At 45.7% G+C, this 12,894-nt stretch carries 15 protein-coding genes and 1 pseudogene; 12 read left to right on the plus strand and 4 right to left on the minus strand.

Going from position 1 to position 12,894, the window contains the following annotated elements; genetic code table 11:
- The first annotated feature begins 271 nt into the window (after positions 1–271).
- On the plus strand, positions 272–739 hold the full coding sequence (locus QGT73_RS08420; protein WP_280122165.1) for a hypothetical protein: 468 nt from the start codon (positions 272–274) through the stop codon (positions 737–739).
- Positions 740–745: 6 nt separating this feature from the next.
- Here the strand turns inward: QGT73_RS08420 and QGT73_RS08425 are convergent, their stop codons facing one another.
- Complete coding sequence (locus QGT73_RS08425; protein ID WP_280122166.1) at positions 746–2,452, minus strand: AAA family ATPase; 1,707 nt, start codon at positions 2,450–2,452, stop codon at positions 746–748.
- Between the two features lie 525 nt (positions 2,453–2,977).
- Here QGT73_RS08425 and QGT73_RS08430 point away from each other — a divergent pair.
- From QGT73_RS08430 to QGT73_RS08450, 5 genes are all read left to right on the plus strand, one after another.
- On the plus strand, positions 2,978–3,454 hold the full coding sequence (locus QGT73_RS08430; RefSeq protein ID WP_280122167.1) for an HNH/ENDO VII family nuclease: 477 nt from the start codon (positions 2,978–2,980) through the stop codon (positions 3,452–3,454).
- Positions 3,455–3,456: 2 nt separating this feature from the next.
- Positions 3,457–3,849, plus strand: coding sequence for a YkvA family protein (locus QGT73_RS08435; protein ID WP_280122168.1), 393 nt, complete (start codon positions 3,457–3,459; stop codon positions 3,847–3,849).
- A 142-nt stretch (positions 3,850–3,991) separates the two neighbouring features.
- Positions 3,992–4,282, plus strand: a complete 291-nt coding sequence (locus QGT73_RS08440; protein ID WP_280122169.1) for a hypothetical protein — start codon at positions 3,992–3,994, stop codon at positions 4,280–4,282.
- A 469-nt stretch (positions 4,283–4,751) separates the two neighbouring features.
- Entirely contained in the window at positions 4,752–4,973 is a 222-nt protein-coding gene (locus tag QGT73_RS08445) for a DUF6140 family protein (RefSeq protein ID WP_280122170.1), read from the plus strand.
- Between the two features lie 11 nt (positions 4,974–4,984).
- Complete coding sequence (locus tag QGT73_RS08450) at positions 4,985–5,140, plus strand: hypothetical protein (protein ID WP_280122171.1); 156 nt, start codon at positions 4,985–4,987, stop codon at positions 5,138–5,140.
- A 271-nt stretch (positions 5,141–5,411) separates the two neighbouring features.
- On the opposite strand, the gene QGT73_RS08455 is transcribed toward QGT73_RS08450, so the two are convergent.
- The 3 genes from QGT73_RS08455 to QGT73_RS08465 all read right to left on the minus strand — a co-directional run bounded on the left by QGT73_RS08455 (position 5,412) and on the right by QGT73_RS08465 (position 8,777).
- Positions 5,412–6,317, minus strand: coding sequence for a helix-turn-helix transcriptional regulator (locus QGT73_RS08455; RefSeq protein ID WP_280122172.1), 906 nt, complete (start codon positions 6,315–6,317; stop codon positions 5,412–5,414).
- 67 nt (positions 6,318–6,384) lie between these two features.
- The gene (locus QGT73_RS08460) at positions 6,385–7,641 is read right to left on the minus strand and encodes an RtcB family protein (RefSeq protein WP_280122173.1); all 1,257 of its coding nucleotides are present in this window, start codon (positions 7,639–7,641) and stop codon (positions 6,385–6,387) included.
- Positions 7,642–7,757: 116 nt separating this feature from the next.
- Positions 7,758–8,777, minus strand: a complete 1,020-nt coding sequence (locus tag QGT73_RS08465) for a helix-turn-helix transcriptional regulator (protein WP_280122174.1) — start codon at positions 8,775–8,777, stop codon at positions 7,758–7,760.
- 129 nt (positions 8,778–8,906) lie between these two features.
- Between QGT73_RS08465 and QGT73_RS08470 the strand changes: the two genes are divergently transcribed.
- The 6 genes and pseudogenes from QGT73_RS08470 (at position 8,907) to QGT73_RS08495 (ending at position 12,893) form a co-directional block, all read left to right on the plus strand.
- Positions 8,907–10,106 carry an RtcB family protein gene (locus tag QGT73_RS08470; protein WP_280122175.1) on the plus strand — a complete coding sequence of 400 codons (1,200 nt, stop codon included), beginning with the start codon at positions 8,907–8,909 and terminating at the stop codon, positions 10,104–10,106.
- Positions 10,103–10,708: a peptide chain release factor H gene (gene prfH, locus QGT73_RS08475; protein ID WP_280122176.1), complete on the plus strand. Its 606-nt coding sequence runs from the start codon at positions 10,103–10,105 to the stop codon at positions 10,706–10,708. The genes QGT73_RS08470 and prfH overlap by 4 nt, the downstream gene beginning before the upstream one ends.
- Before the next feature lie 257 nt (positions 10,709–10,965).
- Entirely contained in the window at positions 10,966–11,598 is a 633-nt protein-coding gene (locus QGT73_RS08480; protein ID WP_280122177.1) for a hypothetical protein, read from the plus strand.
- Between the two features lie 88 nt (positions 11,599–11,686).
- Positions 11,687–11,953: pseudogene (locus QGT73_RS08485) on the plus strand (zinc ribbon domain-containing protein); the annotation flags it as partial.
- Positions 11,954–11,965: 12 nt separating this feature from the next.
- Positions 11,966–12,574, plus strand: coding sequence for a DJ-1/PfpI family protein (locus QGT73_RS08490; protein WP_280122201.1), 609 nt, complete (start codon positions 11,966–11,968; stop codon positions 12,572–12,574).
- Positions 12,575–12,578: 4 nt separating this feature from the next.
- Positions 12,579–12,893, plus strand: coding sequence for a TfoX/Sxy family protein (locus tag QGT73_RS08495; RefSeq protein ID WP_280122178.1), 315 nt, complete (start codon positions 12,579–12,581; stop codon positions 12,891–12,893).
- Position 12,894: the final 1 nt, after the last annotated feature.

Consider the following 12,894-nt stretch of genomic DNA (forward strand, 5'->3'; position numbering starts at 1 on the left):
ACCAAAAATAACTAATTAGGGCTGACTCCTGCAAATGGTAATCGACTTTTGTCGCTTGCCTTAGCAAGAATCAGCCCTAATTTTTCAATCGCTCAAAAAAAGTTTAGCGGACAGTAATAATTAACAATCAATCATCTTTAACGGATTTGTGTGGGATGATATTGTCAAAATATGGATTTTAGAGGGATTTTGTGACAACGCGACATTATCGCACCTTTTTCGACATCGCCGACCGTAACTTTGCGGTATAATTTTTAACACCGTTTTTGTCATGAAAAAGTCAGCCATCCTCCGCCCTGTGTCGCAAAAAGCCTATGCGAGATTTGTTGAACGTATCACTCTCGTAGTTACCGACACCTCCAGGCGCGAGGCCATGCTTGCCGCTCTCGACAGTTATCTTGACGGCAACCGAGATACTTACGACTGCAATCTCACACCCGACTGCGTGATGGTGTTCGGGATGCTGCGCTTTGAGATAGATCTTGCCATAGCCCGTTCGGCCAAAGCCCGTACACGTGTCCGTGAACGTAGAGCGTCAGTGAGCCCCGGGATACGAGAGGTCGCGAAGTCTTCAGTAAACAACTGTCAAAAGGAAGCTTCGGACAACGGCAATATCAAGGCAGAGCCGACTCCCGCGGATGATGGACAGCACGAAGACACACTGCGTTTACCGCGCCGCATACGCCGTGCCGTCGACCGCAAGGCCCGCGCCAAGACCCGCTGGGGCAAGCTCGGATGAGACATGTCAGAAGCCGATTCTGGAGCGTGACTGATTATTGATACGTTCGTGGCGGCAGATGTCGATAATTCCCTGTATGTCTATGTCGTCTTTGCCTGTCAATATGGCGTTGACCGAGTGCTTGCGGGCAATGTTTTCAATCTCTCCGCCCGAAAGATCAAACTGAGCCGCGAGCATATAGGCATCGTTTTTTGACAGTTTATGCAACATTGTCTGCCAGATTTTCGCGCGTGATTCGACAGATGGCTTGTCAAAACGTATTTTGTAAAGAAATCTTCGTTCGAACGCTTTGTCAAGATTGGAGGTAAGATTGGTAGTCGCAATCATAATGCCGTCGAGAGTCTCCATCTCCTGGAGAATAATGTTTTGGATGGAGTTTTCCATCTTGTCGACCGAGTGAGACGCACCCTCCATCCTGACGCCCAACACGGCATCGGCCTCATTGAAAAGCAATATGGGTGCCAGTTGAGAGTCTTTGCATATTCTGCGGTAACGGTCGAAGAGCGACTTGATGTTTTTCTCACTTTCTCCTACCCAGCAGCTTTTGATTTTGTCGACGTCGACACGCATGATGTCGCGTCCGGTCTGACGGGCCAGTTGATACACTGTTTCTGTCTTGCCGGTGCCGGGTGCTCCGTAGAATATGCAGCAGAATCCCGGTCGCATCCCTGCGTCGCGAAGCCGTGTCTGCACGTCATTGAATCGTTTTTCCGAAAGTATTGATGACAGTTCGGTTATCTGGTCATGCTCCGTGGCGTTGTAGGTCAGGACCTTTTCGGCGAGCGACTCGGCTTTGATCAGACCCTTGTGCGATTTGATTGTCTGCATAAAATCAAGTTCGCATAACAACTCCTCTTTAGCCTTTTCGGTAAGCTTGAAGGCGTAAGGGTATGCCATGCCGTTTTCGTTGACATTCTCGATAAGCCCGTGCCTGAACAATGCGGATGTGCGGTTGCGTAAACCATATTTGTAGCCTGAGGGAATCTCGCCGTTGTCAAATATGTTCTGAATGTCGTGAAACCTGATGTTATCATCAAAATTTTCAACATAAAGATGGGCCATGAAGATAAACAGGAGGGTATCGCACTTGTCCAATACGTAAGTGCGCAGACGGGAGGCAAAGGCTGTGGAACGGATTTCTTCGAGCATCTCCTCGGTCCGGGATAGAAGTGAGTCGTAAGTCTGCTCGCCACATTCTTTCTCATTAATCAGCCGGTTGAAGCGGTCGAAGAATGCCGATGTGTCGGGAATAGAATCTTCCGTGTAGACGTAAGGCTTGTTGTCACGCAATGATTTCAGCACATCGGACGGCACTCGATAGCTTAGCGATTGACTACTCCTTGATGCGCGGAGATAGCGTTTGGCTTCGAGAACGTCGATTTCGTCGGAGAGACGTAATATCTTGGTTGTCCGGCAGCCTGCATAACGGGCTATCTCGGAAATCATGATGCGGCTGTCTTCGCTTCGGTCGACAAACATCGACAGCAGCACTGTCTGCATCGGTGTGAGGTGCAGTTTGCGGGACGCATATTTAATATGTGTGGCGGTCTTGTCGAAGAAGTCCCGGTCGAGATTGGAGCCTTCGGCAAGCTCAACGATGTATTCAAATGACTCCAGAATACTTTTGGGCCTTGCGCTCTTTGCGGCCTCTATATGCTTGGAGTTGTCTGTCCGAGTGAAGGAGTCTGCTTTTTGAAGGTTTAGTTTTCTCATGTGTTGACAGTCGTTTTTGTTGTTTTCTGTATTGCAAAATTACTGCCGAGGTGTATCATTTGGCGATACATGTTGTGGCAAATTATAACGAGTTGCTTATTTTTTATCGGATTTTTTATCGGATTGCTTATTTCAAGGGTGTCATGGTCGCACCACTGACGGGTGCGCGAGCCGGCTGAATCCTTGCTATCATTTATCTTATGTGTGGCAAAATTACGTTGATATAATGTCGCATGGTGGCAAGGTTATGATTTATTTTGATTCACTCTGTCGCGTAGTGGCAGAGTGAGGGTGTATTTTTGCAGAAAAATTAAGAAAACTATGCTGATAGAAATTCAAAAAAGGATATGCTTGCGTTGCGGTCACGTATTTACTCACTGGCGGGGTGGGGTGGTGTTGAGTCTTTTCCCAAAATGTCCGGTGTGTGGCTCGCATTTTACGAAGAATTTAAAAAGTATTATCTGAATCTCAGATTAATTCATTAATTTTGCGATAATCATATCGCCAACCAACACCTTGTATAACATGGAAAATTACTCTCATCTCCAACGTCAGACAGGATGGTCTGACACTATCTTCCAAGCCATAGGTTCGGAAGAAGAGGCTCTCATATATATGAAAGCCGGACTCGTAGAGAAAACCGTCAACGGCCGTCAGGCTCTGACAAACCCTACAATTGACGGACGTGCCTTCAACTGTCGCAAAGAATGGCTCAAAGAGAAACTTGCCGACTATGACAATTGGAAAGACTGGAACAACGCCGACCTTATGGGCGAAGGCTTCCCGCCGCGTGATGAAAATGGCGACCCCTACGAGCTGCACCACATCGGTCAGCGTCAGGACTCGCCCTTTGCCGAACTGACCTACTGGCAACACATGACCGACGGAAACAACGCAATACTCCACCCTAAGCGCGAAAGCGAAATCGACCGTCAGCAATTCGACCGCGAGAAAGCCGCCCACTGGATGGCACGATTCAATGACTTCAAAGACTGCTACTGACTATGGATCTAAAATCATTCTCCAACAATCTTCAGAAGTATGCGGGTTATTATAATCCAGATTCTCTTTTTGAGAAAATTAAAAATGTGGCACGAAAGGCCGGTGTAAAGCTTGTATATATAGTGTTGCTGCTTTATTATTCCACACTAGACGAGGAACTGCCGATGAAAGACCGACTTATGGTTATAGCGGCATTGGGATATTTTATTCTTCCCATCGACCTGATTCCGGATGCTCTGCCCGGTGGTTTTGCAGATGATATGGCCGCCCTCGTCTACGTGCTTAAGCAAGTGTGGAATAATCTTACTCCCGCTACAAAGCAAAAGGCCCAAAATAGGCTTAGAGAATGGTTCGGCGATATTTCGGAAAAAGACCTTATTATCCCCGGGCTCTGAAACAACATGCTTTATCATTTACACGCGGCATTATCAATTAATGTCGCGTTTTTATATGCTATATGCCATTGGTCGAACGCATTTTATATACTCTGCCGTCATCCGGCATAATGTATTATTATCTTTGTGTCAAAAAAAGATTATGGAAAAGATTCTTGAAAAAATCGAGCGTTGGATTGCTGACGAGCCGACAGAGTCGGAAACTCAAAAGAGCTCACTTGATATCGCAATAGAGCAAGTTATGTACCGACTCCGTCGTTGCGTTGCTCCTGTTCTTCTCATAGCCTTAGTAATAAACCTGACAATAATGTTTACGGTCCCTATAGAGATGGCGATGTCGCGATGGTTTTGGCTAAAAGATCCGATTTCGATTGGCGCAGCCTATTTTATCCACAAATTATTAAAGCCATCCTGTCACAATGTGACACAGTGATCCGTTATCTATGCAATATCTAAAAGAGCTTGAGGAATCCTATGATTTGGATTGCCAATATGTTCGATGATATGTTGTAAAACATATTAATCTCGATAACATTAGTTGTCAGGAAATGGAGTGTCCTTCACGGAATTTTTGTAATTTTGCAATTGATTGAGAATCATAGTCGCACTCCGACAGCGGTTGGAGCGAGCATTTCAATCACGCCAAAGGCAATTTGCCTGATGTTCCGTATATCTAAATCGCCAAATTAAGAATATATGAGGGAGCACACGGTGAAGGATGCCCATTTCCGGCAACGCTTTGACAAGGCGTGTCTACGTCATCGTCATATCCGTACCGGACGTGGGGTGACGTATTCTTCAAGTTCTCTCATAAGGTGTTTGGCGATACCTGATATACAAGGACGTGAAGTAAAGAAGCCTCACGTCTTTGGCGTTTATAATCCTAACTAAATAACAAACCAATGTCAAAAGTTTTTCGCATTACGCCGAAACGCATAAAGCGTTCAAACGGCACAGTATTGACCCCGGAAATGGCAGTCACTGTTACTACTGCAATCCACACCTCTAATCCTTTCAGCAATGGGGCAAAGGAAATCCAAGAGGCTTATATGCGCCTCTACGGCTTCGACTACAAGAAAGCTTGCTGCAATCAGAACGACTTTGAATTCACTAAACTCGATTAATTTATAGAAATATGGCAAAAAAGAAAAATGGAATCAATTCAGATTCAATCAAAAAAGGAATGGAGACGGCTCTTGAAGTAACCAAGAAGACTGGTGAAATTTTGGTAGCAGCAGCTACGGTAATCGCTGCTGCCAAAACCATTAAAGGTGGAAAAAATAATAGCTGATCAACTGTTGGTCCCGCAAGTAAAAGATATTGTTTCTCTTGGTGCTGTAATATGTGGCATACTCACCTATGCTACATTCCGTCCTATGGCAAAAAACTGAAAGGGGTACTCTCTGAGACAGCACTTTTTGCGAAATGACAAGCTGAAGTTATTCTTATTTATAACTCTTCGTCACCGCCACGCACTATTCCCACGGCCGATGCTACACACGCTGTAGCATCGGCCGTGGGTTGTTTTTTTAAAAGACTATTGCTACATAGTCCTTGCATTTTCAGTCGTTCTTATATAATGCGTACATGTCCGAAATCCACTTCTTCATGGTCTTGCGAAGTGATATAGGACTGATGACCTCTATCATGGATCCTGCATGAAGCAACTTCATGATAAAATCATAAGTTGGAGAAAGATATAGCTCAAAGTCAGCATATTCATCATAGTCCTCGATAAGTCGCTGACTATGATGTAGCGGCAGTGATTTCAGATAATGTTTATGGTCTTCGTGGGCACGAATAACTATTTTCTCCGGTCTGACATCGTAGCCGATTACAATACCGTATGCCGTCGAAAAATATTCCGCCGCATCAAAGTCTTTTGGGAGCTTATATGTCTGCTCTATGGTCTCGGCGGTTTCTACTCGGTCAAGACCATAGAGTCTGATATCATCATAGTAGAGATTATGCGCCAGCACATACCAACGGTTCTCAAACAGCTTTACACAATAAGGCTCGATGAGAAAAGTGTAGCCATGTGATTTTTTGAAGGGGTGATATGTTATATTGATGACTCTATTCTCTTTCATCGCCTCCAGAATAGTGGTCAGATGATCACGCCCCGAAGGAATTTCGTCAACCAATATACGTCCCTTTAATGATAGATTCTCTCCTATAATATTTCCGACGGCAAATGAGTCAAGCATCCACTTTTTGAGCTTGTCCTCGTCAATATCTTCCGGATTGGAGATATAATAAAGATAGCCACCAACCTTCTGGCAGTCAATCATAATCCCGAACTGCTCATAGATTGCGTCACGCCAACGGTTGAACGTGGCACGATGAAGCTCGTTTCCGTCACTTAAATCTTTGTTTCGCGACCAGCGGTCGGAAAGGTCCTTGTGAGAAATCTTTCCGGCACGGCGGATTGTATCAATCAGCCAGGTGTATTTTTGCAGTTGGTTCATATTGGTTATGTTTTACACCGCAAAGATAATTAAATCCTGTCGCATTTTGCGATACAGGATTTGTTTTCTACTTTGAGGCCTTGAAATTAAAGATCGGACGGATGACTGTGTCTATGTTGACTGTATCACCAATGTTGGCAATGATTTCTTCCGCAGGTTTGTAGACCATCGGCGACTCATCACGGGTGAAATCGTTGACTGACTCGGAATAGATACTCTTCATGGAAGCCTCGAAGTCTTCCATCGTGATTTTTTCGTATGCCTGAGTGCGGCTTAACACACGTCCGGCTCCGTGGGGTGCCGAGCAATTCCAGTCGGGATTACCCTTACCGGTGCAAAGCAACGAGCCGTCACGCATATTCAGCGGGATGATGCAACGCTCGCCCTCGGCTGCCGAAATAGAGCCTTTGCGGATAATGTTGTCATCGCTGATATAATTGTGGATCGACTCAAACTCTTCATGTACTGTTACGTCGTGGAAAAAGCGCATGAGCAGCAGTGAAATAAGTTTGCGGTTGAGCACAGCCCATCGCTGACAAAGGCGCATGTCGTGAAGGTAATGCTCGCGCGCTTCTCCCTCCACATAGCACAGGGCAGCGGGAAGAGCCGGCTCTGCTGCCTGATGCTCCCTGCGCATCTTCTTTATGACACTCTGCAATTCCGAGCGACGACCTGCCGCCTTGTATTCCTCAATGGTGCGTTTGATTGAATCCTCAAACTCGTCGGCACCGTCGGTAAGGTGCTTCACAGCTTTCGCCTGATAGATGTCGGCCACCTGCTTGCCAAGGTTGCGGGAGCCGGTATGGATCACAAGGTAAACATTATCTTCATCATCCTTATCAAGTTCGATGAAATGGTTACCACCGCCGAGCGATCCGATTGACTTATTGATACGTCCGGAATCTTTAATCTCACGGTAACAGTAAAGTTTAGTGACAAGTTGCTTTGCCTCACGGTAAATTTCCATTTCCTCGCCTACAAGTGGTTTGAAACCGAAACGATCCTCACGCACAATCATACCCGAGGGCACATTGCCTCGGATATGCTCGTGGAATGCATGATAATCTATTTCGGAGAGCTTGCCGAGGTTGAGAATGCGCATACCGCAGCCGATGTCAACGCCCACTATATTGGGGATAACCTTGTCACCGAGATTGCCTGTGAACCCGATGACGCAACCGGCTCCGGCATGTACGTCAGGCATGATGCGTATCTTCTTGTCAGAAAACACGTCAATCGAAAGCAGTTCCTTGATTTGCTCCAAGGCAACATTCTCGATATTGTCAGTAAATATCTTTACGTCATGTCCTTCAATTATCTTCATATTTGGGTGTTTTTTATTATTTCGATGCAAAGTTAGATTGCAACTGCGCAATCATTTTGCGCAACAAAAAAATAAATCCCCGAAAATATTTCCGAAACGCAAATCTGAACGGATATCTATCTGTAGTGACGTGCTGCTATGTTGACACTCTCTGCTATGCGTGCGCGAAACTCAGGTGGTGCTATGACTTCGGCATGGCCACCGTAGCCGAGAATGAGACGTTCCAACTCATTGTTTATGACGACCTTTAGTGATAGCTGGATTGAACCGTCGCGAAAACGTTGTTCAACCTTCTGCGATTTATGAAACGGCTTTGACTCAACGTATGGAGCCTGCTGACGGTCAATTTTTATGACTACTCTCCGGGCCTTGTCATGTATTCCCTTGGTCACCCCGATTGTATCATCGAAGAAATGTTCAGGGTCAAAGTCAACACATTTCTTGAAAGGAGTTTCCTTGTCAATAGCAACGGACTGAATACGGTCGAGAGCGAAGATATTGACCTGTGGCGCACGGTTGGTTGACTTCTCTCCGATAAGAAACCAACGGTTGCGATATTCCTTCAATAAATATGGATACACGACCAATGCCTCTGACTGACGCGCCTTGAACGATCGATACTCAATGATAATAGTCTGCCGTTTGCGCACGGCATCATATATGTCACCTATAAATTTTGCTCCTTTATAGCCCGACACATGCTCCATGTCCATAGCCGGAACCGAGGCCCCGGTGTGACGCGAAATCTGCTCGTTGAGTTTGCTGATGGTGTCAATCGACGATGCCAACTGTGGGAAGCCTTGTAGCTGACGTAAAATTTCAAGAGCCGAGTTTAGTGCATCAAGCCCTTCATCGTTCAGCGGAAGATGTGTGATGCTGAAATCCGGGTCCTCATACTCATAATATTTATTGTCGCGCACCACAATCGGAGCATTATAACCGAGACGATCGCTACGCATCAGCGCGAGGTCATTCTGAAATGTGCGGCGGCTAACCGGATTGCTTCGCCCTTCATATTCAGCCAAAGCGTCAGTGCAGGCGTCAATCAGGTCGTTGATAGTCCATCGGCGATAATGGTTCTGAAGACATTTGTCAATGGTGGATATTCTGATAAGCGTAGCGCGATTCAGTGGCATAGGGAGAAGGAAATTTAGACTTAAAAAATGGAGAATGGAGAATTATTTTAGCAAAAATACGATTTTTTATCATGGTGCGCAAATCCATTGCGCATGCACTTTTCAATTTTGCGTCCAAAATACAACGATATGATAATTACAGGAAAATCAACATCAACAGAAATTTTTACCGATAATATAGAAGATTCAGCTCTCGACTGGGTAACTGAACTTTGCAATCATCCGGCAATGGAGGGTGTGCCAATCGTGCAAATGCCCGATGTCCACGCCGGGAACTCATGCAATGTAGGCACAGCTTATCCGATAGGAATATATGTCAATCCTGACCATGTCGGCGTTGACATTGGCTGCACCATTTCAATGCACCGTCTTTCGTGTGCAGTCAATCCCGAGGACTTTGCGCTGCTTGACCATCGCATCCGTGAGACAATCCCTACGGGTACGGAGATCTGCCCAAAGAACTCACTCAACGAAAAAGAGTTATTCCGCTTTCTGAACTCTCAATATCAGAAGGCCCGTTCAGTCGCTCCTGACCTAATCAACGAGGCCCCTCGGATAGATGCACGTTTCATCACGGACTTCTGTCGCCGGATCAAACTTCAGGAAGGAATATTTTATAAAAGCCTTGGCTCACTTGGCAGCGGCAATCATTTCATTGAGTATGGCGAGGATGCCGAGACTGATGACAGTTGGCTGACTATTCACTGCGGGTCACGCAATCTTGGTGTTAAGGTAGCGAATCATTGGCGAAATATCGCGCAGAATCCCAAACGGGCCAAATACGTAGGATATCTTTGGGGCGATACCTTGCGCGGTTATCTGTCAGACATGATCATAGCTCAGGCCTACGCACTCTATAATCATCATATAATTCGTGACCGCATATTCGCTATCCTAAAAAAACTATGTAAGGCCAAATGCGCAGAGTCCATCTTTACAACGCACAATTACATATCTGTCACCGATGATATGCCTATGTTGCGAAAGGGAGCGATCGACGCATCGGAAGGCCGAAAGGTGGCAATACCCTTCAATATGCGCGACGGAATAGCTATATGCATCGGGAAAGGAAATGACAAGTGGCTCAACACGGCTCCACACGGGGCCGGACGCATCATGAGCCGAGCTCAAGCGAAAAAACAAATTTCAGTGAACGAATTTGAAAATTCAATGAAAGGTATCTACTCATCATCTGTCTGCGCAAGCACTCTTGATGAATCTCCAATGGCATACAAACCCACAGAGGAGATACTTGAACTTATCCGGCCAACGGTCGAAATCATTGCCATGATTAAACCTAAACTGAATATTAAAGACAACGGAGAATGAAGAAATACATACAAATCACAGCAGGCCGTGGCCCGGTAGAGTGTGCCAGAGTCGTTACGCTCGTGGCGCGTGAACTGCTCAAAATAATCCCGCCATTGCAACTCACGGATTGCGAACCTCACAATCAAGTTGACGGTTGCTTCATGTCAATAACATTTGCCACCGAAGATGTAATCCCTCCGTCTATTATAAAGGGTTGGCAGGGTACAGTGCTTTGGCGGTCAACCAAGAATCCATATAGACCGGGACACAAACGCAGCAACTGGTTTGTCGGCGTCAACTTCTTCGATGAGGTTGAACTGCCACAGATTGAAGAATCCGACATCATATATGAGACGTGCCGTTCGGGAGGCAAGGGCGGCCAGAATGTCAACAAAGTAGAAACTTCGGTCCGTGCAATCCATATTCCCACCGGATTATCCGTAAAATGCTCTGACGAACGTTCACAGTCTCAGAACAAAACGCTTGCTCGCGAAAGGCTATTGCTAAAACTCCGTCAGCAAAACGACAAAGTCGTTGCCGAATCGCGGTCGCGACAATGGAGCAATCACGACAATCTCGAACGAGGCAATCCCGTCAAAAAATTCTCAGGGCCGCTATAGCTTATTTTGGACATTCTCAATTTTATTTCGTCGGCATAGAAATCTCGTGATTTTTAATTATCTTTGTAATCGGATATTTGACTTAACAAAACGGTGGTAAGTCAGATATCCGAGATATTTTACTAATCATGATGACGTTTCTCCTCTTGGAGGCAAGTGCACCGCACACTTTTATCGCATGACAAAAGTCGATTACATAAATGATGTAATGATGAGATAAAACGCAACCATAACGGCAACAATTAAATGAAATTCATATGGCTTATTATACTGTTTACTGGCCTCATGACTGGTTGGACGAACTAAGAAAATCAGATGACAACGGGCCTATAAAAGTAGTGTTTGGCAGCATCCACTCAAGGATGCCGTCAATTGCATCGATCAAAGTGGGCGATGTCGTATTCCCGGTATCCTTACTTGACAGGCATCTCTATATAATGGCAAGACTGGAAGTGACTCATAAGGAAAGAGCCTTCGACTATTGCATAAGAGAACTTGGAGCTCCTCACAGGTCTCTTATTCCTGAAGGTGTTGTCGTTAAGGCCTCTGACACATTCTTTTGTGCAAAAGACACTTCTTATAAAAGTCTCCGGAGTGTACCTGAGAATCTCACGATGATTATTCCCGACGACAAGCCCCATTGCAAGCATCAGGAACCATTTAATTGCTGTGCCGAATGGGCAGTATGGGGAGATGAGGGCAGTGTTATCAAGCCGCGCATCATTCCTGATGAAATTGTGCCACTTCTTCAATTCGGTTATCCGAAGAGTAAAGAGCAGCCACTACGAATTAATTCAAAAGGAGTCGTGTTGGCTCAAAGTATAGCTGCAACCCGGCGTTTATCGGAGGAATCCGCAATGGTTTTTGAAGAAATCATTAAAAACGGTTGATTGCTGATGAATAATCGCACATCTGCTCAATTGGGGGCGTGAGAACCTTGAAGAGATAATGATAAACCGAAAAAACATTACTAACGATATGGATATGAAATTTTGTCAGAGCTGCGGAATGCCGCTCTCAAATGATGTCATAGGCACGAATGCCGATGGTACACCAAACGAAGATTACTGCATTTACTGCTATAAAGACGGCAAGTTCACACAGGATATGACAATGGAGCAGATGATTGACCACTGTGCCCGGTTTACCGAAGAGATAAACAGGAACTCCGGTCAGAATCACACTGTCGAACAGATAAAAGAGCAGATGCGCCGGTTCTTCCCGCATCTCAAACGTTGGAAAAAGCAACAAACGATTATGAGTAACGAAGTTCTATATATACTCCTGCCGGACTATGCAGCGCATGAGGCGGTGTTTCTTTCACAGGCTATCGCCTCCGATGAATATGCGATGAAGGAAAATCCGAAGTATGTCAATAAGGTGGTCGCCCCGACATTGGAGCCGGTGAAATCAATCGGCGGCTTCCGCACAATGCCCGATTATTCGTTTGATACGATGCCCGACGATTATGCTGCGCTGGTGCTGATTGGTGGTTTCGGGTGGAGTACGCCTGTTGCTGAACGGGTTGTGCCAATTGTCAAAAAAGCAGTTGAAGGAGGAAAGATTGTAGGCGCAATATGTAATGCTGCGTCGTTTATGGCAAAGCATGGTTTCCTCAATGCAGTGAAACATACCGGCAATGGTTTGGACCAACTGAAAATTTGGGGTGGAGAGAACTACACTAATCCCGACGGGTATATCCACGCGCAAGCCGTAAGCGATGGCAGCATAGTGACCGCTAACGGTTCTGCAACCCTTGAATTTGCAAAAGAGTTACTTACGTTGCTCGAAAACGATACACCGGAACAAATCGAAATGTACTATCAGTTCAACAAGCAGGGATTTTGCGCTCTTTTCCACGAATAAGACTATGGCGTGTACATCTGAATTTATTGAATTCATCTGCGATATGCTTACGCCATTAGGCGAAGTACGCAGTCGCAAGATGATGGGTGATTACGTCGTCTACCTCAATGAAAAATGTGTAATCACTGCCTGCGACAACACCGCTTACGTCAAGAAATTGCCTTGCATTGCCGACTTAATGGCAGATGCCGAATGCGGCTGTCCTTATCAGGGTGCGAAGGAAGCCTATGTCCTTGACCTCGCCGACACCGGCAAAGTCCTCAAAGTAATTGAAGCCCTCTGGAATGACCTCCCGTTCCCGAAATCAAAGAAAAAGTAAA

The sequence above is a fragment of the Duncaniella muricolitica genome (assembly GCF_910574735.1).
Taxonomy (GTDB): domain Bacteria; phylum Bacteroidota; class Bacteroidia; order Bacteroidales; family Muribaculaceae; genus Duncaniella; species Duncaniella muricolitica.

Bases quoted from the DNA above. Each gene is read 5' to 3' on its own strand.
- QGT73_RS08450 (WP_280122171.1), top strand. From the start codon at position 4,985: ATGGCAAAAAAGAAAAATGGAATCAATTCAGATTCAATCAAAAAAGGA.
- QGT73_RS08490 (WP_280122201.1), top strand. From the start codon at position 11,966: ATGAGTAACGAAGTTCTATATATACTCCTGCCGGACTATGCAGCGCAT.
- QGT73_RS08425 (WP_280122166.1), bottom strand. From the start codon at position 2,452: ATGAGAAAACTAAACCTTCAAAAAGCAGACTCCTTCACTCGGACAGAC.
- QGT73_RS08480 (WP_280122177.1), top strand. From the start codon at position 10,966: ATGGCTTATTATACTGTTTACTGGCCTCATGACTGGTTGGACGAACTA.
- prfH (WP_280122176.1), top strand. From the start codon at position 10,103: ATGAAGAAATACATACAAATCACAGCAGGCCGTGGCCCGGTAGAGTGT.
- QGT73_RS08465 (WP_280122174.1), bottom strand. From the start codon at position 8,777: ATGCCACTGAATCGCGCTACGCTTATCAGAATATCCACCATTGACAAA.
- QGT73_RS08420 (WP_280122165.1), top strand. From the start codon at position 272: ATGAAAAAGTCAGCCATCCTCCGCCCTGTGTCGCAAAAAGCCTATGCG.
- QGT73_RS08455 (WP_280122172.1), bottom strand. From the start codon at position 6,317: ATGAACCAACTGCAAAAATACACCTGGCTGATTGATACAATCCGCCGT.
- QGT73_RS08430 (WP_280122167.1), top strand. From the start codon at position 2,978: ATGGAAAATTACTCTCATCTCCAACGTCAGACAGGATGGTCTGACACT.
- QGT73_RS08445 (WP_280122170.1), top strand. From the start codon at position 4,752: ATGTCAAAAGTTTTTCGCATTACGCCGAAACGCATAAAGCGTTCAAAC.
- QGT73_RS08435 (WP_280122168.1), top strand. From the start codon at position 3,457: ATGGATCTAAAATCATTCTCCAACAATCTTCAGAAGTATGCGGGTTAT.
- QGT73_RS08495 (WP_280122178.1), top strand. From the start codon at position 12,579: ATGGCGTGTACATCTGAATTTATTGAATTCATCTGCGATATGCTTACG.
- QGT73_RS08440 (WP_280122169.1), top strand. From the start codon at position 3,992: ATGGAAAAGATTCTTGAAAAAATCGAGCGTTGGATTGCTGACGAGCCG.
- QGT73_RS08470 (WP_280122175.1), top strand. From the start codon at position 8,907: ATGATAATTACAGGAAAATCAACATCAACAGAAATTTTTACCGATAAT.
- QGT73_RS08460 (WP_280122173.1), bottom strand. From the start codon at position 7,641: ATGAAGATAATTGAAGGACATGACGTAAAGATATTTACTGACAATATC.